The following is a 20,552-nucleotide window of genomic DNA, read 5'->3' on the forward strand; positions in this document are numbered from 1 at the left end:
GTTGGAGCGGGGAGTTGCTGCCCTAGGACGGCTCAAGGAAAACTGGGGAACCGTTCCCAGCTTCAGGGTGGCGATCGCCGGACTCTAGCCTGACGAACAAATCGATATAGACTCACAGCGATGAGGAGTAACCCTAGGTTTGAGAGAAAATCTAACCATGAGACCAGAAACATACTCGATAGACCGGCTATAGACCCACCGGCGATCGCGCCAGACTGGTCTTCAAGCATCAGAATTAATCGTATCAAAAGATAGGGAAGTTCCATCACTCCCAAGCCGAGGAGGAAGAGGCTACCTAACCCACGCTGGACTTGCCAGAGTCCGAGTCCGGCGATCGCAAATAAAACAACACTGGTAACATGAAGGATGATATCAACCATGACGTGATCTCCCGGTTTCAAGACAGACGGTTAAGATCGGGCTTTAGAATAGGGATAGCCCCAATCAAGCCCTAACCTGACTTGGCTTCAGACCGACGACCTGTTAGCTTCCGAATCGTTAGCAAGGTTGCTGCGGATACTAGAAACATCCCCTTTCTCCAAAGGGTTTGCATCAAGAGTGCAAGGGTCAAATGACGATCCAAGGTTTGACTAATATCCATAGCAATTAGGATTGACTGGGACAGGAACAACAAACTTGACCCGAGAAGCAACAAAATCCCGAGAACCTGAAATTGTCTGAGTAACAAGTACCCCGACATGGCAAACAGGATAATTCCAACGACTGGCGCTACATAGCCTATCATGGTCTGATCTGACTCCCGGCGAAATCTGTGAACAAAAACCTACAAAAAAACTCGAAATCAAGATAAGGTCACCCAGGCCCCATTTTGTCCTTTGGCGGCAGCCCCCTTCCTCAGGTATGCTGGTTAAAATTCCATCATAGGAAAGGGAGGATAGACCCGTGATCAGACGGCATATCCTTAGACAGCACCTGATCATGATAGCAATGCTGGCGATCGCCCTGGTGGCTTTCGGGTGCGATCACAGTAGCTTGGCCGGTTCAGAATGGAGGGTTTTACTGGATACGGGCAGGCTGACTTTGAGGGTTCCGTCAGAACCCGAACTAGCTCAAGTCGATCCAAATCGCCTGCTGACAGGCATCTTTGGCGATCGCCATCAGGATTTCCAAGCTACCATCACTGGATATGCCAGGGGAGCTTTTCTGCAATCTGGGGCCTTCCAAGAGGTTGTGGTGATTCAATTCCCAGGCCCGAATCTTCTACAGCCCGGTGAAGAAAATACGATCCTTGCCATTTTCGAGGGGGATCAGGTGGCTCGCTTAACCCTCCCGGATCACCTTGGCCCATTTATTGTTGGCACTGTGGATGGATTAATTGGTGAAGATCTGCTGATCCTCGCCGGGGAACAGATGCAAATGGGGGAACGAGTTGGAAACATCAGTATTGTCAGTTTGAGGGCCGCACGGATTGAGTCGGTGGCGGAATTTCCTCAGGCCTGGCAAGATCCCTGCGAATCTCCGCTGGGGCGTGCTGAGGGGCAACGCTTTGTCCGGATTGAGATGCCTGTGCCCCACAGCGAATTACGGCCTCCAGGGGAAGCCGTTTCGCTCCCCAACTTTCGGGCTGTAGAGTATTCGCAGCCTTGCCCGAGGAACTGATGCACCCACCGGGCTGTGCTGGGTAAGATGGATAGTCAATCATGATGAGGCGCAGTGGCCCCCAAGACTAGACCCGTGCAACCTTAGGATGCCATGGCTAGCTGATACTCACCCACGGAGGTGGCTTGGCCCGTAACTACGATATCCTGTCCCGGAGCCACTGATGAGCCGTAGAGGCGGGAAGGGGGGCAGAAAATAGGTAACCTTGTCCTTCCTGAAATTCCAGTTGTTGTAACAGGACTAATTGCTGTTGGGTTTCGATGCCTTCCGCCACTAAGGCCAGATTGAGATTTTGAGCCAGTCGGGCAATATGACGAACAATCTCGATACTTTTGCTACTCGACTCTAACTGCGTCACAAAGGAGCGATCTAACTTGAGGACCGTAAACGAAAACAAATGTAAGTAACTCAAGGATGAATACCCCGTGCCAAAATCGTCGATACTCAGGTTGATGCCTCGCGCTTTAATCTCATCCAAGCTCCCGCGAATGGTCTCGGTATTCTGCATCAATGTGGTTTCCGTAATTTCTAGTTTCAGGCAGGGGGGGGCAATTCCCGTGGTACGCAGTACATCGTCAAGAACCTCTAAAAAACCCGGTTGTGTTAGCTGGAGGGCGGCTACATTGACACTCATGGTCAACTGGGGCTGCTTTAACTGAGTCTGCCAAGACTTCAACTGCTGACAGGCTTCCTGTAAAACCCACTTCCCCAGGGGAACCACTAAGCCGGTTTCCTCCATTAAGGGGATAAACTGCCCTGGGGGGACTAAACCCCGTTGAGGATGTTGCCAGCGTACGAGGGCTTCAAACCCCAGACATTGACCGCTGGCGAGATCAATAAAGGGTTGATAATAGACCTCAAACTCCTGTCGCTCCAAGGCCCGGCGCAGAGCAGCATCGAGTTCCATGCGGTTGAGGGCAGCATCACGCAGTTGTTGGCTGAAGATGACGTATTTATGGGGTAGAGCCGATCGCGCCTGATACATGGCCGTATCTCCGGCTTGCAAATACTCTTCGGCGTCGCAGTAGCCTAAGTTGCTGCGCACCACACCAATGCTGCAATCGGAGAAGACATCGTGGTTGTTGAGGCGATAGATTGAGCTGAGTCGTTCCCGTAACCGGCCCACCACAGCATCGACGGAATCAACCTGATGGCCGAGTCGCAGGACAAACTCATTGTCCTCCAAACGAGCGGCGATCGCCCCAGGAAAACAGGCCTTGAGACGACTGGCTGCCTCAATCAGCAGTTGCCGGGCGACCCGGTGGCCCAGACTAAATTTAAGGCGGGTAAAGCCGTCCAAACTGAGATAGAGAAGAGTGAAGGGATAACTCTCGTTGCGATTACGGGCGATGGCCTGTTGCAGATTATGGCTGAATCCAGTGCGATTGAGAAGTCCCGTTAGGGTATCGGTAAAGGCGTAGCGTTCGAGTTGAGCTTGCACCTGGAGCCGTTCGGTAATATCGTTGGCGAGGATCACTTGGGCTGGCCGTCCTTCAAAGTCAACATCATGGGTGGTGATATCTACGGCAATGACGGAGCCGTCTTTTTTTAGATGTCGCCGCACCCCTGATGCGATATAGCCTTTGGGTTTATGTTGGAGATTGTCTAGAAGACTGGGAATATCTTCCGCTGGGCGAATATCCTCAATAGTCATTGAGAGAAATTCGGCTTCACTGTAGCCGTAATGGGCGATCGCGGCCGGGTTCACGGCTAAAAACTGTAAGCTCTCCTGATCATAAATCCACATGGGTTGAGGATGACAGGCAAACAAGCTACGATAGCGTTCTTCAGAGGCGGCTAGGGCGTCATAGGCCCGTTTGGCCTCGGTAATGTTGCGAGAGACGCCAATCACGCCAATCGGTCTTCCATAAGGGTCATACCAGACATCTTTACTGGTGAGATAGATTTGGGCTGTTTTATCGTCGTCATCCTCAGGGGCAGGGTTGAGGTAGTCTGGCTTCAAACAGGTTTCTCGCTCTTGTCGGATGCCACTGGCGAGGCTGAGGCGATCGTGTTCCCGAAGTTGCTGGGCCAGTTGAACCTCAAATAAATCCTCGTCCTTAGCCCCAAGCATTTGCTGAATAGGAATTCCGGTCATCTCCGCAGCCGCTGTGTTGGCCACTACATATTCCCCTGCGAGATTTTTAGCAAAAATAGCATCCGTGGTGCTTTCTAAAATAGTCTCTAAGAGGCTGTAGCTTTTCTGAAGCGATCGCGCACCACGGCGCAGGAGCAGATAGAGGCAACAACTGGTTACAAGGACAAAGCCCCATCCTTTGAGGGTTTGAACTCGGCTCAACTGGTTGGGGAAGTCTACTAACGTCAACGCAACCAAATAATCGGAGAGGACAATCCACAGGCTGCCAATGACGGCATACAGGACCGTAATTTGTGCCGCAAAACGGGTTGAGGACAATGGCTCAAGTTTCACAAGTTTAAAGCGGATGTGGAAATTGTTCTCTTTTGTCTAGCATACCGAGATTCTCGGGGAACGGCAGGGCAACTCCAGAATTAAGGGGGTGCTCGGGGAGATACGGCGGCTAAAAAATCTGCAAAAAAAACTCCCTCTATGGAGGGAGTGATCTCGGTTATCGAGAGGTGGCAAGAGCTGTTCCGGCTATCCTAAGCGCCCTTACCTAGGTCAGCCACACCGAGCAAGGTTTGAGGTGAGGTGACATGGGGCGCAAACAAACCACCGGAGAAGAGGCGATTTTGCTGACGCTGTTGAGCGAACACCGGTAGGGCGTTGCGAACGACACTGGCGACTTCTGTGGTTTTCACATCGTAGGTTTGGGTGGCCAACTTGGGATAGAAGCCGATGCCAACGATGGGCAGTAATAAGCAGGCGGTAATGATGATTTCCCGAGGTTTAGCATCAAACCACGTGGTGATGTCGAACTCAGTTTCAGTCTGGCGGTTATCGCCGTAGAAGATGCGGCGCAACATGGAGAGGAGATAGACGGGGGTGGCAATGAGACCGACGGCGGAGAGTAGGACGACCACCAGTTTGAAGCTATCACTGTAGGCATCACTGCTGGAGATGCCGATGAAGACGGTCAGTTCCCCAATGAAGCCACTCATGCCAGGTAGGGCCAGGGAGGCCATGGAACCGGCGGTAAAGAGGGCAAAGGTTTTGGGCATAACGTTGGCTAAACCGCCCATTTTTTCCATGGAGAGGGTGTGAGTCCGTTCGTAGGTAACCCCAGCCAGGAAGAAGAGCATGGCGGCGATTAAGCCGTGGGAGAGCATTTGTAGGACGGCTCCGTTTAAGCCCACTTCGGTGAAGGAGGCGATGCCGATGAGGACAAAGCCCATGTGAGAGATGGAGGAACAGGCTAGGCGACGTTTGAGGTTGTCTTGGGCGAAGGCCGTCAAGGCGCCGTAGAGAATGTTCACGACCCCTAGAATAACGAGGGCTGGGGCGAAGTAGATATGAGCATTGGGTAGAACTTCCACGTTAAGGCGAATTAGGGCATAGCCTCCCATTTTCAGGAGAACTCCAGCCAGAATCATGGAGACGGGGGCAGAGGCTTCACCATGGGCATCGGGAAGCCAGGTGTGGACGGGGAAGATGGGAAGCTTGACGCCAAAGGCAATGAGGAACCCGGCATAGGCCAGGAGTTCTAGGGCGATGGGGAAGTTTTTGGCTCCCAGTTCGGCCATGTCGAAGGTGACGCGATCGCCCCAGAAGGCGAGGCTTAAGCCGGATACGAGAATAAAGATAGATGCCAGTGCGGTATAGAGAATAAATTTAGTTGCGGCGTATTGACGTTTCGGACCGCCCCAGATGGAGATAAGGAGATAAACGGGAACTAGCTCGACTTCCCACATCAGGAAGAACAAAAGCAAGTCCTGAGCGGCGAAGACCCCAATTTGGGCGCTCAGCAGTACGAGAATAAGACTATAGAATAGGCGGGGCTTACGGCTGACGTTCCAAGCGGCAGCGATGGCCAGGACGTTAACCAGTCCGGTTAGGAGGATCAGAGGTGCAGATAGACCGTCAACGGCTAACGACCAGTTGAGGCCCAGTTGAGGTACCCAGGGGTACTGTTCAATCAGTTGAAAACTGGAGTCGGCGAAGTTGTAATGTTGGCCAAAGGTGATGACCATCAGGGCGAAGTCGAGGAGGCCCACGCCGAGGGCATACCAGCGCAGGGTTTTACCGTCGCGATCGGGAATGATGGGGATGAATGCGGCTGCCACAAGGGGCAATAGGAAAATGGCGGTTAGCCAGGGAAACTGTGCCATTGGTTTAGCTGAGCATATATACTTATTTCGGCTCCTTCCATTCTAGGGGCTTCTGTTAAGTTATGCAAACTTTTTTTGCGATATATTGAAATTTAATCAAATCAATAAGCCTGGCTTATCAAATCTTCATAAAGCTGGGGGGGGGTGAGAGAGGGTCTCAGTCCTGGGGTCATCGCCGTTCCTGAAATAACTGCCTTATAATGGCGTATCAAGTTAAATAGTTTAGTGAACGGTGGTATGACTGTTGTGCTTTCGACTGCGATCGGTGCTGCGACGGCGCCAACGGTTGCTCCCGTCAAGGGTGATCAAACGGTTCGTAAGCCCTACCCGAATTTCAAGGTTATTGTTTTAGACGATGACTTCAATACTTTTGTTCATGTGGCGGAATGTCTGCTTAAGTATATTCCTCACATGACGAGTGATCGCGCCTGGGAGTTAACGTACCAGGTTCATAATGAGGGTCAGGCGATCGTCTGGGTGGGACCCCAGGAACAGGCGGAGTTCTATCATATGCAGCTACGACGGGAGGGGCTAACGATGGCCCCGTTGGAACCCGCTTGACCCCTCCTGTTAAATCTTTAAGTCTTGATTAGGGCTGGTTTGGAGTTTAAAGGCTCATTTGAGTCCCATGCGGATTTCTGAGCAGAAGGAGGCGTAACGGGAGCCGGCTTTGTGGGTGATCACGCTGGTGCGTTCTCTGAGGTTAGGATTGAGAAACCAGAGGCGCTCTTCGCTACGGAGGGAGTCGGTACTGGCGCTAAGGTTGAGGGCTTCATCTTGGCCGAGATGGTAGTGGCCCTGAATGACGCTGCTGTCGGAGTTGTCTTCACTCCAACGCCAAAATTGTCCTTGTTTGGGACTGTCGCTGGCCACAAAGAGGCTGAAGGTGGCACCGCTGTCGGCATGATTGGCGGTTCCCACTTGACCTTGCCAATGGGTGCGAATGGCACAGGTGACCTGAGCGGGGTCTAAGCCGATGGCTTGACAGCGTTCAAGGAGGATTGCATCCCCCGGTTCAATTAAGTCAATCCAGAAATCACAGGTTCCGGCCTCTAGGGCTTGGGGCGGGATGGCGTGGCTGGTTCGTTGGGAAAACCACTTGCCCGCACATTGGCTGATGAAATCGCTAAAGTCCATTGCGGTTGATTGCTTGTGTTCTTAACTCAGGGTTAAACAGTTTTTTTGCTTAGACCCCCATTCTACCGGTCGGCGGCGACCCCTGATGGTTGACTAGCCTGGGGTCGAGGGGTGGTGAAAGGATATGTTATCTTGATTAGAACTGTTTGCAAAAATTAACAATCCCGTTGTTTTACTATCCCTTTACTAACCCAACCCTTTATTCCGAGAGCGCTTCAGCGGATAAGAGTCAGCGTCCCTGGTGGGCGATCGCCATGTCGTCTACGGGGCTTATTTTTGCTGGGTCAATTTTTTTGGTCTCTGTGCCGGTGTTTGTGGAAGCCCCTTTGGTTCGTCATGCCCCTTGGCTGAGTTTACTATTGACCCTAGGCTGGTTGTGGTCTAGTGTCAGCCTGCTTAATTCCCCCCGATTCTGGATTTGGGGGGATCTGTTGCTAGGCTTTTCTGGGAGTTGGTTGGCGGGTTCGATTTACTGGGGCTGGTTTCGCTGGGAACCCTTGTGGCATCTGCCCGTTGAATGTTTGGCCTTACCCTTACCCCTGTGGTGTATTTCCCGCCACCGTCTGTTAATTGGCAGTTGGTTTGCGGTGGGGTCTTTGTTGGGAACGGTGATTACTGATGTGTATTTTTATGTAGTGGATCTGATTCCCCAATGGCGGCAGTTAATGCGGGTGGAGGAGGAGCTAGCGATGCCCATTTTTCAGATGGCGATCGCCAAGGTGCAAACCCCCTGGGGTGGAACCTGTGCCGTTATCTTGGGGGGGCTGCTGTTGCTGGCAGGCCTGTTGCCGTTATGGATAAATCGGTCAAAAAATGGAGTGTCTCTCCATCGCTGGGCCTTCTCAGGAGCCGTTCTGAGTACCATTCTTGTGGATAGCTTATTTTGGTTCGCGGCGCTGGCGGCCTAATATGGGAATAAGGGTGCATTATGGGATCAGAGTTCAGAGTTCTGCGGTTCCTCATGGGTCACACCCGAGTAGAGGCCCTATGAGAGCATCTGTCTTTAAGCCGACGGGGAGCGGCCGGAGCCGTTGAACCAGCCTCACGTTAAAGGGGTTGCCGACCTCAAGCGTCCTCGTTGAGATGACAGGAGCCTGCCCACCTGCTGAGGGACGAGGGCAGGGGGAGATGCCTCGGCCGAGGGTATTACCATCAAGAACTCTTTAATGGGCTATCGTTTAAGGGGAAATTCGCCAAAATGTAGGATGTAACTCTCCCTTAATCTCGCAAACCTGTCATAGAGAGTGTGCCTGTGGTGACTTGGAAATCTACCCCCCATCTCATCTTGCGGACTGAATCGGGACCGCGCTATCTTGCCCTGTCGGGTAATAACTGCTGGACGTTTGGACGTAGTGATGAGAATCAGTTTACCATTCCGGACCGGTGGGTATCTCGGGCCCATGCGATGCTTCAGCAAACGGATTTGGGGGAGTTTTATTTGATTGATTTGGGAAGCCGCAATGGGTCTTTTATTAATGGACGCCGGGTGAGTGTGCCGGTGCGTCTGAATAATGGCGATCGCCTAACGTTGGGGCAGACGGAGATGGTGTTTTATGCCCCGGCTAATGTTCATGCGGACGTGGATGATTCGGATACGGAGGATTCCGGGGCGACGGCAGTGTTGTCAGTACGTCGTCTGATTTCGGTGATGGTGGTCGATATTCGTGATTTTACGGTGTTAACTCGGCAACTGGATGAGCGGATGCTCTCGGAGGTGATTGGCACTTGGTTTCGTCATGCCGGGAATATCATTCGTGAGTCGGGAAGTTGGGTGGATAAGTATATTGGCGATGCGGTGATGGCCGTCTGGTTTCATACTCCCCAAGGAGAAGGAGATGGGGTGAGTAAGGAGGAGGTGTTGCGAGTTTTTCAGGCTTTGGGGGAATTGCATCACCGGACGCGGGAGCTGAGCGATCGCTATCCCCTGCCCTTCCCCCTGCGGATTGGGGCTGGGGTCAATACAGGGTATGCCATGGTGGGTAACACGGGGAGCGGCGATCGCCCCGATTATACGGCTCTCGGAGATACGGTCAATGCCGCCTTCCGTCTAGAATCGGCGACGAAGGAGTTACGTAAGGATGTCGCCCTGGGGGCAACGACCTACCAGTATTTGAGTACCATTCGGGCCAGCGAAAATGTGTTTGAGGAACATGAGGTGGCCCTAAAGGGCTATGATAGCCCCACGGTGACCTATGCCGGCAATTTTGAGGATCTTGATGCCTTCTTGCGGCTCAGTTACCAAGAAATTCAGGTTTAGGGGCGAGACGTCCGAGATGATCGGCGATCGCCAAAGGTGATAGTATCTTGAGAAAAGATAAAATTTTGTATCGTTTCTGAGACCATGCTGTCTCTAGCAGCGATACTGACACCGGTTATTCGAGAGAGGGATTCATTAACATGAAACGATTGATTCGTCTATTTGCAGTGGTTTGTGTCTGCTTGGGCTTGCTCAGTTGGGTGGCCCCCGCGCAACCGGCCCTGGCCAATGAAGGGGTCGAACTGAAAAATTCCTTTGATGCCAAACTCAATACGGAGTTTGGGCAAAAAATTGATATCAACAACACCAATGTCCGCGCTTTCCGGAAATATCGCGGTATGTATCCGACTTTAGCGGGTCTGATTGTTCAGAATGCCCCCTATGACAAGGTGGAAGATGTGCTGGAGATTCCCAGCCTCAGCGAGCGTCAGAAACAGATTCTGCAAGAGAATCTTAAGTATTTCACCGCAACGGATCCCGAGGCCTTCCTGAATGAAGGGGATGATCGTATCAACAACGGAATTTACTAGGAACCACGGCTAGAAGTTCAAAATGGGTAACGCCCCTTGTAGACTGGAGTCAACGCCGACGGGCGTCACTATTGAGCAAGGGGCGATTTTTTTATGACCAACTCAGCGGCAGCCTCGGGAGTGTCTCGTCCTCCGTTATCTCAGGAGTTTGATGCCATTGTGGTGGGGGCGGGGGCAGCGGGATTGTACTCTGCCCTCTGTCTGCCTTCATCGTTGCGGGTTGGCTTATTAACGAAGGATGATTTACCCCTGTCTGCTAGTGATTGGGCCCAGGGGGGCATTGCGGCGGCGATCGCCCCCGATGATTCCCCCAAGCTGCATGTTGAGGACACCCTTAAGGCGGGGGCGGGCCTCTGTGATGAGGTGGCGGTCAGGTTTTTGGCGGAACAGGCTCCAGCTTGTGTGCGATCGCTGGTGGACTTAGGGGTGGCCTTTGATCGTCATCGGGACGATTTGGCCTTAACCCTAGAGGCGGCTCATTCCCGGCGTCGGGTGCTTCATGCGGCGGATACGACGGGACGAGCAGTGGTGAGTACCCTCAGCCGTCGGGTTGCTGAGCGAGACAATATTACGACGATATCGAAGGCCTTTGTGTTAGATCTTTGGCTGGATGAGGAAAGCTGTTGTCGGGGCGTTTGTGTCCTTTATGACGAAAAAATAACCTGGGTTCAGGCTCGGGCTGTGGTTCTAGCAACGGGGGGCGGTGGCCAGGTGTTTGCTAAAACCACCAATCCTTCCGTGAGTACGGGGGATGGGGTGGCGATCGCGGCCCGGGCGGGTGCCCTGCTACGGGATCTAGAATTTGTACAGTTTCACCCAACGGCGTTAACCCTGCCCAATGCGCCTCGCTTTCTGATTAGTGAGGCAGTGCGAGGGGAGGGAGCCCATTTAGTGAATGATGCGGGGCGGCGCTTTGCCTTTGATTATCACTCTGATGGGGAGTTAGCCCCCCGAGATGTGGTCAGTCGGGCGATTTTTCGCTATTTACAAAGTACGGGGGCTGATCCGGCAGATTCTCATGTGTGGTTAGATTGTCGTCCGATTGCCCCGGAGCCGTTACAGCGTCGTTTCCCCAATATTTTACGGGTTTGCCGTGATTGGGGCATTGATCCGGCTCAGGAACCAATTCCCGTCGCCCCAGCCGCCCATTATTGGATGGGAGGGATTGCTACGGATTTACAGGGGCGCACCTCAATTCCGGGACTCTATGCGGTGGGGGAAACGGCCAGTACAGGCGTCCATGGGGCCAACCGTTTAGCGAGTAATTCCCTATTGGAATGCTTGGTATTTGGGGCGGCGTTGGCTCAGTTAGAGTTACAACCGTCTCTGTCTGTGGCAGTTTCCCCCGGGGTTAAACCCTTAACTCTAGAGAGCTCTGGGTTGTCTCAGCGGTTACAAGAGATTCGCTATGAGTTACCCCGACTGCTTTGGAAGAGTGCTGGTATTTGTCGGGAGGCAGCGAGTTTACAGGAGGCGATGGTTCAGGTGCAGCAGTGGCAACAGTTAGAGGCAGCGTTTCCCCTGGCTCAGCAGATGGGACATCTACAACCGATGCAGAGCTATTGCGTGTCATCAGAGGCAGCAGCTTGGTTGCTGGAGTGGGGGGAGTTGCGTAATTTATTGGAGGTGTCCCAACTGATTCTTAAGAGTGCAGCATTTCGTTGTGAGAGTCGGGGCGGCCATTATCGCAGTGATTTCCCGCAGATGCAATCCCAATGGATGGGCCATACTCTAATTCAGGGCGATCGCCTGTGGTGTGGTGAGGGAGTGTGAGACGTCTTGAGCTGGGATTAGACCTAAAATTTACTGGTGACGGTTTGTAACAAAGGTTACATCTTATCGGAGTGAAACTGTTTTTAATGGTTTAGAAGCCTGTCTTTTTGTTAAAATGGGCGTACGTCAGTAATAAATTGTTTAAAATTGTGGAAAGGGTCGAAAATAACGATTATTTCTCATGATTCCGTTCCAAGATCGCCACACAAACCCCCCCCCTTGCTGGAGGGTGAGCGCCCCCAGGGTTGTCAGCAGGATTAAGCATAAGGGGGTTCTCAGCGGCTTCCGCTACCCGGCCCCGCAGGCACACCCGGTTCAATGTCTGGCTCGTATTCCGAGAGTTCCGGTCGCTCTAATTGAGGTATAGAACTGTTTGGGAAGGCGGCGAGACTGGTTGGTCCGGTGAACACCCAGGCGCTGAGAGCAAGAAGTACGAGACCGATAGAGTTGAGGTTCGTCTTCACGGAAGGAATGGCTCCAAAACCACTTAAAAACAACGTATCGTCCCAGAGGGTGTGGCCAGCAATAGGCTATCACACTCTCTAATATATCAGTATTTTCACGGAGGCCGCTGTGTCGTCCGGATAAAACTCTCAATTAGAGAGACGGAGTTGGGCAGACTCCGACAACACTATTAATTAAGAGTCTATATGTTTTATTTCTAGAATTACAAGGTGGGTGACACCACCTCCTTTGAACTGATGATGACGTTTAAGACACCGGTACACCGGTATTTTGAGGACACCACACTTGTTGTACTCGGCCATGGAGCTGTTGCCCCAGAAGCGGTGTGTTGTAAGCTTGTGAGCCTAGGGAACAACGGTCAACCCGCCAGGATAGGTGGGGGCTGAACAAAACGAGTTCAGCAGTTTGATGAGGCGTCACAGAGGCGGGAACTTGCCCCAAACACTGAGCGGGACGAGAACTTAGGGCGTTCCATAATTCCAGGGCAGTCCAGTCCTGGGTCATGACGAACCGTTGCCAGAGTAAGGACAGAGCCACCCTGAAACCAACAGTCCCAGGAGGAGATTCCGAAAAGGCAACGGTCTTCTCCTCATAAGTATAAGGGCAATGATCGATGGTAATAGCATCAATAGTGCCACTTTTCACACCTGCCTGTAAGGCTTGGCGATCGCCTGGGGTTCCTAGGGGGGGGTCTAGATGTAAGTTGGAGTCATAGTCTTGTAAGTCCCGGGTATCCCAGATGAGATGAGTCCAGGGGGTGCTGGCACTGATGGGATAACCTTGGGCTTTGGCCGTGGCCACGAGTTCCACGGCCCGGGCCGTGGAGAGGCGCATCAGATGAACGGGGGTTCCTAACTCAGCAACGAGTTCCAAAATCAGGGAGACGGCGGTGGTTTCAGCACTGGCGGGGATGGGAGGCAGTCCCAAACGTAGGCTCTCAGCACTGTCACGGGCCGCGCCTGATCCCATGAGACGGCGATCGCAGCCGTAGAGGGCGATGGGGAGGTTCAACCCTTGGCCATATTCCAAAATTCGCCGCAGCAGGAGTGGGTTGTTGAGGGGACGACCATCAGCAAAACCCACTACCTGGGCTTGTTTCAATTCCTGAAGTTCCGTCATGTGCTCTCCCTCACGTCCCTGGGTGAGATTGCCCCAAAGGGAAAACTGAGGTTGGGGGGGAGCTGTTTGGCGCGCTAAGGCTTGTAGCTGGGCCACTCCAGCGGCGTTGTTGACTAACTCATCCTGTTGCGCCAATAGGGCCAGGCGAGTGTAGCCCCCAGCCAAGGCGGAGCGCCTCAATCCGTCAAGGGTCTCGCGGTCTTCAAAGCCCGGTTCGGCACTGTAACTATATAGATCTACCAAACCGGGGGCCAGGATTAAGCCATCTGCCTCCAGTTCAGGACAGTCCGGGGGGATGGACTCTAGGTCAACTCCCACTTGCTCAATGCGTCCCTCTTGTAACCAGACATCGAGAATGCGATCGCACTCGCTGCTAGGATCGACCACACGAGCACGGCGAATCACCAGAGACTGAGGCGCCTGTTCGTCTGTGAACTCCAGACCCGTCATGAATCCTACTCCTCCTCAACCTGTCGTTCTCGACGTTCCATCACAAGGCACCGGCAGCAGTTTGGTCAAAGACACCATCACTGAGATGAGCGGTGATGTTCGCGCTTTGCAAGACCGCCTGGCCCCCAGACCCTTGGGGATAGTCGATGACGCTGACGCAACCATTGCCTTGTTTGAAGTTCCAGAAATGTTCAGGACCGAGGCCAAAGAGGTTACAGAGAATCGCTTTATTAACCGCATCATGGGCAACGACGATGCCGATTTCTTGTCGGTCGGCATAGGTCTGGACAATGGCATCCCAAGCGGTTTTAGCCCGTTGCCAGACTTGGTCTAGGTTTTCCCCCTCGGGCATTTGCACCGCTTCTGGGGTGACTTTCCATTGGTCCAAGAGGTCGCCATATTCGGCTTGGATTTCCGCTTCGAGTTTTCCTTCCCAGCGGCCATGGCTAATTTCTCGTAGGTCTCCGTTTTCCGCCAGGGTTACCTGGGGGTGATGTTGCAGAATCAGTTGGGCCGTTTCTTTGGGCCGCAACATGGGACTGGTGACGGCGAATTGGATGGGAATGGTTTTGAGGAAGTCGGCGACTCGTTGGCCTTGGGCCCGGCCGTTGTCGTTGAGGGGGACATCGATTTGGCCTTGGAAGCGAGATTCCCGATTCCATTGGGTTTCCCCGTGACGCACGAGGAGAATCCGCGCTCCTTTATGGCCCGGACGTACCTCGGGGAAGGGATGACCGCCGAGATGTCCCACTTGGTTCATGGATTCGAGTTGTACGATGTCCTCTAGTCCACCGGCGAAGCGTAATACGGAGATGTTGCAATTGGACTGTTGGATGACTTGGTAATGTTCGGCCCCAATCCCTAAGGCGGTGGAGAGGAGACAGCGGTTGATGCCATTGTGGGCAACGACGGCGACGGTGTCTCCCGAATGCTGGCTGAGGAGGGATTGCCAGAACTGTTGAGCTTGCTCGCGCAGGGCCCGAATTGGGAAGTGCGATCGGGTTCCCCCGTCCTCTGTGGGAATCTCCATGGAGAAGTTGTGGGGTTCCTGTTTCCAGCGGCGATAGTCGTCGGCGAAACGGTCTTTGACCTCGTCTCGTCGCAGTTCTTCCCATAGGGGCAAGTCGACTTCGAGGAGGAGGTCGGAGGGCTGGGGCTGTAGGTCTTGGGAATGTTGGGAACAGAGAATTTCTGCGGTTTCCCGGGCGCGAGTGAGGGGGCTACAATAGAGGGCATCGAGGGACACCTGTTGTAAGGCGTGCCCCACGAGTCGGGCCGAGTCTTGTCCGGCGGGGGTGAGAACGGATTTGTCGCAGCGTCCTTGCATCCGCTGCTCTAGGTTGTAGGTGCTTTGTCCGTGACGAACTAAGATGACGGTAGTAGCCAGGGGTCTATCCTCCAGTGACGGGCTTGGGAAGGGGCCAGCATCGCCGACTGGGGGGTTGATGCTGGAGTCAGGGGCGATCGCACCCATGACCAGAGGCAATTTTAGCACCTGGTCGTCCCCCGGGTCCCGGCTTTACCCGCAATCGGACCGGTCTGGGAAATCGGGTTGAAGTTCATCCTTAAATGACGGGTGATTAAACGGTGTGCCAGCCTTTAGTCAATATCAAAGACCCAAGTTCTCAAAAAGTGGTGTGTTAGACTGAGGGGTAACGTCTGGCGCTCCAAGACCTATCATGTTAACTCTAAAGCAAATTATTTCAGAAGCCACCGCCTTACCGGATTCAGACAAAGCAATTTTGATTGAAAAAATTATGGAAAGTATGACGGAGCAACTGGAAGTTGAGCCATTAAGAGAAGGAGTCAAGATAGCTCAAGAACGCCTTGCTGAGATTGATGAGGGAACGGTGCAAACCATTCCGGGAGATGTGGCTTTGGCTCAAGTTCGGCAACTCTTCGGACGGTGAATTATGAGTTTCACCCAGCCGCCCTGCAAGAGTATGCGGAAGCCGTGCAATTTTTTGCTCAGTATAACCAACAGCAAAATTTAATCGATACTATAGAAAATTGCATTTTTCGTATTATTAGTGCTCCGGAACGCTGGCCAGTTATTGAGGGAAACATTCGTCGGTGTTTGACTCCGAAGTTTTCCTATTTTATCTTGTACAAAGTCTATTCTGAGCGAGTCGTGATTGTTGCAGTTATGAGTTGTCGTCGCGATCCAGACTATTGGAAGAGTCGCCTGGAATCGTAAACTATCCCATCATATTGTATGTATTAGACTTGGATTAACTCGAACCAGAAAGATGCCAATTGTTTTTTTCTATGATTCAGAATTTTTCTCTGTCGCCCACTATAGGAGATTACCCTATGACGCTTTTGCAACAAGGAACCCATTTGTTGTTACCGAAAATGGGTTTCAGGGTTTGATGGGATCGGGTAAAGCCGTCCAAAAGGCTTGTTCAGACCCCTGACGCAACACGTTGGTGGCACAGTGGATGTTACCTTTGAGTTCGTGATATTCGGCATCGTTGAGGAAGGCGACGCTGAGTCCGGTTCCCTCGATGAGGTCGAGAAAGACCTCTTGCAGGCGATCGCGCCCATCGAGGATTGCCCCGCGAGGATCGGGGACAAGCAGGCGATCGCCCAAAACGACTAAATTGACCAAATTGGGAAAGATGGCATCACCGAGGGGACGGTAGAGGGCGGGAACGAGACGAATGCGATCGTCTGTTAGTTGGAACTCTCGTTTAAGGGTGTCCAAAATGGGGTTGAGATGGTTCTGTTGCAGTTGGCGGTTATGGTCGATGAGAGAGTCGTTGGCTAATAACTGATTCACGGTCGCTTGGCCACTTAAGCCTCGGGCCAGGGTGGCATCTCCTTGTCCGGCTTCGGCTAACTCTTCGAGGAACTCTACCCCCGTCCCTGGGGAGGTGACTAGGGCTAAAAATGACCCCTCTCCGTCGGGGATAAAGCTAACAATCTCATCCACATGACCAATGTAGAGCCAGGAGGTATCGAGGGCCACGGCGGGGGCCTGGAGTTGTTGCGCGTCGAGAAAGTCTAAGAGTTCTGGATGGAGACTGTAATCGTTGGCAACACCGTAGTAAATGCGCCCCCAGGGATAGCCGGGGAGGGGGGGAGAGACTTCTAAGTTGCCATACCAGTCAATCCAGGAGTAAGCATCGGGAAGGGAACGAGGTGCGGCGACGGAAAACCAGCCAAAGTCTCGGTCTAAGAGGGTTCGGGCAAAGCCATCGATGCGGGAACTACGAATCCCATTGAGGACGGCGGGGATGACATGGAGTTCACCACGACTGGGAAACTGCATAAAGCCGATTTCCATGGTGTCTTGCATCCAGAGGATTTGACCGGAATCGGTGGTGAGGTCGAGGTTTTGGGCCTCAATTTCCTCTTGGAGTTGGGGCAGAAAACGACTGTTGGGCCGGGGACTGACGAAGACTCGTTGCGGTTTGGCTAGGTTGGATTGCATGAGCCAGGGGGTGACGCGCATGGCAATGCGATCGCGCTGGACAATCTCGTCACCATCGGGGATAAAGGCGGTGACGACCGCAAAGCCGTTCCAGTCGTGATGGGCAAATTCTGTGGCCTCCATACCTAAGACGAGGTGGCCACTGCCAATTAGGGGGGTTTGTCCGCTTAAGTCTACGGGAATCCAGCCTTGGTGGGTGCGTTGGAAGGCCCGGAGGTGGGGCCGTGCAGCGTGGTTGGCGTGCAGGAAGAGGGGGGAGTCTTGCCAGGGTTCGGGGACCTGTAGCCGCAGCAGGGCCAGTTCGCGATCGCGCTGAAAGTCGATGGGACGGACATTTTGCCAGTCGGGTGTACCGTTAAGATTATCGTCGTCTTGGTTGAAGGGGAGGAGGGTTCCCGTTTCCCAGGACCAGCGATCGCGGCCTTCTAGGTCGTCATCTTTACGAACAATGCCATCCCGGTTAGTATCGCCGTAGAGGAGAATCTGGGGGTCTGAGGAACTAGAGGTGTTGGTTCGGGAATCAGCTAAGTCTTGGAGGGAGAGGTCATCGACGGAGGTTTCCAGCCGCGAGAGGAGTTCGTCGGGAACCCGTTGTGCGGGGAATTGCCCCCCAGTGAGATGATGTACGTTGACAATCAGGAGAAAGGCGATCGCCACCACCAGCCAATACCGTCGTTTCATGGTTTATCCAACTAACTGCCGCTACTTCCCCCGGATTATGAGAGACCAGACCATCATAACAAGGTCAGGCTTCGACTCAGGAACTCGGATTGCAAAATTTTTAAAATAAATCATCACATTTCCGTAAAATCGTAAACTGGCTCTGTAGCTACAATCTGACCGACGATTTTAGTCACAGGTACTATGACCTCTACCCCTCCCCAATGCCAAAACCTGGATACTCAGGTCCAAACCCTGGTTCAACTCCAGGACGCCGACGCTAACCTCCCCAGTCAGGATACGGCCACAATCCGCACTTCTCTAAATAAAGCCATTTCCCCCCGCTTTGAAATTGTCTTTGCGGGGGCATTTAGTGCTGGGAAATCGATGCTTATTAATGCACTTCTGGAGCGAGAACTGCTCTATAGCGCCCAAGGTCATGCGACGGGAACTGAATGTTATATTGAATATGCTCCCGAACCGAGTCAGGAACGAGTGGAGTTAACCTTCCTCAGTCAAGTGGAAATTCGCCAACAAATTGGTGAGTTGAGTCAACTACTGACTATTGCTGAAATGGGCGATTTGAGCGATACCCAGCAACTGGATAAACTTAGCCAGATGTCTCAAGGAATTTGGGAATCTGAGGGAGGCGAAAGTCGCACGGAACGGGCAAAGCAAGCGAAGTTGTTGGAACAGCTTATTTTGGGCTGGCAGGCTAATCGCGATCGCATTGATACAGTCAACAATGCCACCTACTCCATGGCTCAACTCAATGCCAATAGCCTTGAGGAAGCCTCTCAATATGCCCGGCGGAGTCAAAATAGTTCAGTTCTCAAGAAAATCAACTATTATTGTCATCATCCTCTCTTAGATGATGGCAATGTCATTATTGATACCCCTGGCATTGATGCTCCGGTTAAAAAAGATGCTAAAATCGCCTATGATAAGATTGAGCATCCGGATACATCGGCGGTCATTTGTGTGTTTAGGACGGCAGCAACTGGGGAACTGACGACCGAGGAAACTCAGTTGCTGGAGCGGATTCAGAAGAGTCCAGGGATTCGCGATCGCGTTTTTTATGCTTTCAATTACATCGATGCCACCTGGTATGATGACCAATTGCGGAATCGCCTAGAATACCAGATTAAATCGCAATTCCGAGGGGGTAATCGCATCTACAAAACGAGCGCCTTGCTGGGATTTTACGGCAGCCAAATCCGCCAAGCCAGTCCCGAAAATAATTGGGGACTTGACACCATTTTTGCAAATACCCCTTCCACGTTTGACCAACAAGAACTGACCCCACAATTTATCGTTGAATTTAACCGCTATTTTGCTACCCCAGGACGTTTATCTCGGACACGGTTTCCCAGCACGCCAGCCATCAGCAATGCGAACAGCAAGAAGGAACAATATCAGCAAATCCTCAACACCTATGGACAAGAACTGATTGAACAACTGGTGCGAGATAGTGGAATCCAGGAATTTCGACGAGAAATCACCCGCTATCTCATGGAAGACCGTCGTCCCCAACTCTTTGAAGCACTGGCTGATGACCTGCGACCCCTTTGCATTGAACTGCGCAACTACTACATTGCCACTTGGAAGGATTTAGAAAGCCAACCCCAAGAAATTGACACCATCAAAGAACAGCAGGTTCAACAACTCAACAAAGAACTAAAACAGATTGGCGACGACTTCAAAGACCATATCACCACCTATCTCAATGAGTCTGTCGCCGACAAAAACAATACCAGCTATGAGCGGGATGTCCGAACCCTGCAAAAGCAGATGTTGCAAAAGCTCGATGACTTGATTGAAGAGTTCTCCGTTGGAGATACCTATAAATTGGCGCAAAAAAGTCGCCCTGAAAATGCCGTTATTCCGATGATGGCAGTCTTGGTTGAAGCTTTTTATACCCTCGCCAATCAACTCAAAGCCGTATTAGTCAAAATTTCGGAAGAGTTGGTGGCTAACTACTTCTTCCAACTTCGGAAGAGTATCCATAACGCCGAGTTTTACAATAAACTCTATCGTTTTCTCGGCAATGATGCGGCAATGGACCAGAATCTCTCACGACTCGAGCGGCAGGTTCGGGATATTGTGGTCGGATATGCAGCGTATCAATGTGGTACTTATGTTCGGGAGACTCCAGAATTTTATGGAGAAAACACCGTTCCCAACTTCCAACTCCGTCAAACCTTGCAACAAGCCTGTCATTTCCAAACTTATGAGGGAATGGTAGCGGCGGAGCCAGCGATTCGTCAACTGTTGCAAGTCGACTTTGAGAAGAAGGTCAAAAATACGGTCATTCGTGAGTTCCGTACATTTCTAAACACCACCCTTAATGAGCGTCTGTTTGAGATGGCCAACCAACAGTCTCAGACCATCTTATCTCAGTATGAATTGGCCCGGACGAATCTGGCGAAAACTCTGGACCAGGAAGCGGAAGCCAAATTGGAACGGAATCGTCAACGCCAGGCGGCGGTTGGGGAGAACATTGAGCGGTACAATGAGGCGATTCGGGGAATTAACGGCTGTCTGGAAGAGATGAGTCTGGGCCGGGTGAAACTCCCCCCGGTTCAGGAGACGGATTTACAGATTTTCACGCCGACGACGGTGGTATCGGAGGATAGTGCTGAGGTTGAGGACAATGAGGACAATTTGGAAGTGGCTCCTTCTGAATCTGAGACTGTCCCTGAGGAGACTGTCCCTGAGGAGACGGTGGCTGAAATCCCTGAAACCACGTTCCCTATTCCCGATGAAGATGAAGACGTGAACTTCTCCAGTTTCGGCGAAGGCTAATCTATCAAGACCTGGGGGGTGAAGCATTGGCGTTCACCCCTTACCCTGACTC

At 52.4% G+C, this 20,552-nt stretch carries 16 protein-coding genes; 9 read left to right on the plus strand and 7 right to left on the minus strand.

Going from position 1 to position 20,552, the window contains the following annotated elements:
• Nucleotides 1-62 precede the first annotated feature (62 nt).
• Complete coding sequence (locus NEA10_RS11040) at nt 63-380, minus strand: hypothetical protein (protein WP_252659894.1); 318 nt, start codon at nt 378-380, stop codon at nt 63-65.
• Nucleotides 381-939: 559 nt separating this feature from the next.
• Between NEA10_RS11040 and NEA10_RS11045 the strand changes: the two genes are divergently transcribed.
• Nucleotides 940-1,620 carry a hypothetical protein gene (locus NEA10_RS11045; protein ID WP_252659896.1) on the plus strand — a complete coding sequence of 227 codons (681 nt, stop codon included), beginning with the start codon at nt 940-942 and terminating at the stop codon, nt 1,618-1,620.
• Nucleotides 1,621-1,756: 136 nt separating this feature from the next.
• Here the strand turns inward: NEA10_RS11045 and NEA10_RS11050 are convergent, their stop codons facing one another.
• Together NEA10_RS11050 and NEA10_RS11055 are read right to left on the minus strand one after the other, a co-directional pair.
• Nucleotides 1,757-4,051: a sensor domain-containing protein gene (locus NEA10_RS11050; RefSeq protein WP_252659898.1), complete on the minus strand. Its 2,295-nt coding sequence runs from the start codon at nt 4,049-4,051 to the stop codon at nt 1,757-1,759.
• 191 nt (nt 4,052-4,242) lie between these two features.
• Nucleotides 4,243-5,868: an NAD(P)H-quinone oxidoreductase subunit 4 gene (locus tag NEA10_RS11055; RefSeq protein WP_252659900.1), complete on the minus strand. Its 1,626-nt coding sequence runs from the start codon at nt 5,866-5,868 to the stop codon at nt 4,243-4,245.
• 237 nt (nt 5,869-6,105) lie between these two features.
• Here NEA10_RS11055 and clpS point away from each other — a divergent pair, with 237 nt between their 5' ends.
• Complete coding sequence (gene clpS / locus NEA10_RS11060; protein WP_252659902.1) at nt 6,106-6,429, plus strand: ATP-dependent Clp protease adapter ClpS; 324 nt, start codon at nt 6,106-6,108, stop codon at nt 6,427-6,429.
• A gap of 54 nt (nt 6,430-6,483) precedes the next feature.
• On the opposite strand, the gene NEA10_RS11065 is transcribed toward clpS, so the two are convergent.
• Nucleotides 6,484-7,005 carry a phycobiliprotein lyase gene (locus NEA10_RS11065; protein ID WP_252659904.1) on the minus strand — a complete coding sequence of 174 codons (522 nt, stop codon included), beginning with the start codon at nt 7,003-7,005 and terminating at the stop codon, nt 6,484-6,486.
• A 167-nt stretch (nt 7,006-7,172) separates the two neighbouring features.
• On the opposite strand from NEA10_RS11065, the gene NEA10_RS11070 reads away from it, so the two are divergent.
• From NEA10_RS11070 to nadB, 4 genes are all read left to right on the plus strand, one after another.
• Nucleotides 7,173-7,913, plus strand: a complete 741-nt coding sequence (locus tag NEA10_RS11070) for a DUF3120 domain-containing protein (RefSeq protein WP_252659906.1) — start codon at nt 7,173-7,175, stop codon at nt 7,911-7,913.
• Between the two features lie 344 nt (nt 7,914-8,257).
• Complete coding sequence (locus NEA10_RS11075) at nt 8,258-9,262, plus strand: adenylate/guanylate cyclase domain-containing protein (RefSeq protein ID WP_252659908.1); 1,005 nt, start codon at nt 8,258-8,260, stop codon at nt 9,260-9,262.
• A 140-nt stretch (nt 9,263-9,402) separates the two neighbouring features.
• Nucleotides 9,403-9,792, plus strand: a complete 390-nt coding sequence (gene psbU / locus NEA10_RS11080; protein ID WP_252659910.1) for a photosystem II complex extrinsic protein PsbU — start codon at nt 9,403-9,405, stop codon at nt 9,790-9,792.
• A 93-nt stretch (nt 9,793-9,885) separates the two neighbouring features.
• Entirely contained in the window at nt 9,886-11,565 is a 1,680-nt protein-coding gene (gene nadB / locus NEA10_RS11085; RefSeq protein ID WP_252659912.1) for an L-aspartate oxidase, read from the plus strand.
• A gap of 711 nt (nt 11,566-12,276) precedes the next feature.
• Here the strand turns inward: nadB and NEA10_RS11090 are convergent.
• Nucleotides 12,277-13,599, minus strand: coding sequence for a dihydroorotase (locus NEA10_RS11090; RefSeq protein WP_252659914.1), 1,323 nt, complete (start codon nt 13,597-13,599; stop codon nt 12,277-12,279).
• 40 nt (nt 13,600-13,639) lie between these two features.
• Nucleotides 13,640-14,986 (minus strand): histidine phosphatase family protein, encoded by a 1,347-nt coding sequence (locus NEA10_RS11095; protein ID WP_252665336.1) that lies wholly within the window; start codon nt 14,984-14,986, stop codon nt 13,640-13,642.
• A gap of 292 nt (nt 14,987-15,278) precedes the next feature.
• Here NEA10_RS11095 and NEA10_RS11100 point away from each other — a divergent pair, with 292 nt between their 5' ends.
• Both NEA10_RS11100 and NEA10_RS11105 read left to right on the plus strand, forming a co-directional pair.
• The gene (locus tag NEA10_RS11100; protein ID WP_252659916.1) at nt 15,279-15,509 is read left to right on the plus strand and encodes an addiction module protein; all 231 of its coding nucleotides are present in this window, start codon (nt 15,279-15,281) and stop codon (nt 15,507-15,509) included.
• On the plus strand, nt 15,506-15,796 hold the full coding sequence (locus NEA10_RS11105) for a type II toxin-antitoxin system RelE/ParE family toxin (RefSeq protein ID WP_252659918.1): 291 nt from the start codon (nt 15,506-15,508) through the stop codon (nt 15,794-15,796). Before NEA10_RS11100 ends, NEA10_RS11105 begins: the two co-directional genes overlap by 4 nt.
• Nucleotides 15,797-15,961: 165 nt before the next feature.
• Here NEA10_RS11105 and NEA10_RS11110 read toward each other — a convergent pair whose 3' ends face one another.
• Nucleotides 15,962-17,716 carry a protein-arginine deiminase family protein gene (locus NEA10_RS11110; RefSeq protein WP_252659920.1) on the minus strand — a complete coding sequence of 585 codons (1,755 nt, stop codon included), beginning with the start codon at nt 17,714-17,716 and terminating at the stop codon, nt 15,962-15,964.
• A 183-nt stretch (nt 17,717-17,899) separates the two neighbouring features.
• Here NEA10_RS11110 and NEA10_RS11115 point away from each other — a divergent pair, with 183 nt between their 5' ends.
• Complete coding sequence (locus NEA10_RS11115) at nt 17,900-20,500, plus strand: dynamin family protein (protein WP_252659922.1); 2,601 nt, start codon at nt 17,900-17,902, stop codon at nt 20,498-20,500.
• Nucleotides 20,501-20,552: the final 52 nt, after the last annotated feature.

The organism is Phormidium yuhuli AB48, assembly GCF_023983615.1.
In the GTDB taxonomy this organism is placed as follows: Bacteria; Cyanobacteriota; Cyanobacteriia; order Cyanobacteriales; family Geitlerinemataceae; genus Sodalinema; species Sodalinema yuhuli.

Excerpts from the sequence above, each read along its gene's own strand:
- NEA10_RS11090 (WP_252659914.1), bottom strand. The coding sequence starts at position 13,599 with ATGACGGGTCTGGAGTTCACAGACGAACAGGCGCCTCAGTCTCTGGTG.
- NEA10_RS11100 (WP_252659916.1), top strand. The coding sequence starts at position 15,279 with ATGTTAACTCTAAAGCAAATTATTTCAGAAGCCACCGCCTTACCGGAT.
- NEA10_RS11065 (WP_252659904.1), bottom strand. The coding sequence starts at position 7,005 with ATGGACTTTAGCGATTTCATCAGCCAATGTGCGGGCAAGTGGTTTTCC.
- NEA10_RS11045 (WP_252659896.1), top strand. The coding sequence starts at position 940 with ATGATAGCAATGCTGGCGATCGCCCTGGTGGCTTTCGGGTGCGATCAC.
- NEA10_RS11055 (WP_252659900.1), bottom strand. The coding sequence starts at position 5,868 with ATGGCACAGTTTCCCTGGCTAACCGCCATTTTCCTATTGCCCCTTGTG.
- clpS (WP_252659902.1), top strand. The coding sequence starts at position 6,106 with ATGACTGTTGTGCTTTCGACTGCGATCGGTGCTGCGACGGCGCCAACG.
- NEA10_RS11040 (WP_252659894.1), bottom strand. The coding sequence starts at position 380 with ATGGTTGATATCATCCTTCATGTTACCAGTGTTGTTTTATTTGCGATC.
- psbU (WP_252659910.1), top strand. The coding sequence starts at position 9,403 with ATGAAACGATTGATTCGTCTATTTGCAGTGGTTTGTGTCTGCTTGGGC.
- NEA10_RS11110 (WP_252659920.1), bottom strand. The coding sequence starts at position 17,716 with ATGAAACGACGGTATTGGCTGGTGGTGGCGATCGCCTTTCTCCTGATT.
- nadB (WP_252659912.1), top strand. The coding sequence starts at position 9,886 with ATGACCAACTCAGCGGCAGCCTCGGGAGTGTCTCGTCCTCCGTTATCT.
- NEA10_RS11115 (WP_252659922.1), top strand. The coding sequence starts at position 17,900 with ATGACCTCTACCCCTCCCCAATGCCAAAACCTGGATACTCAGGTCCAA.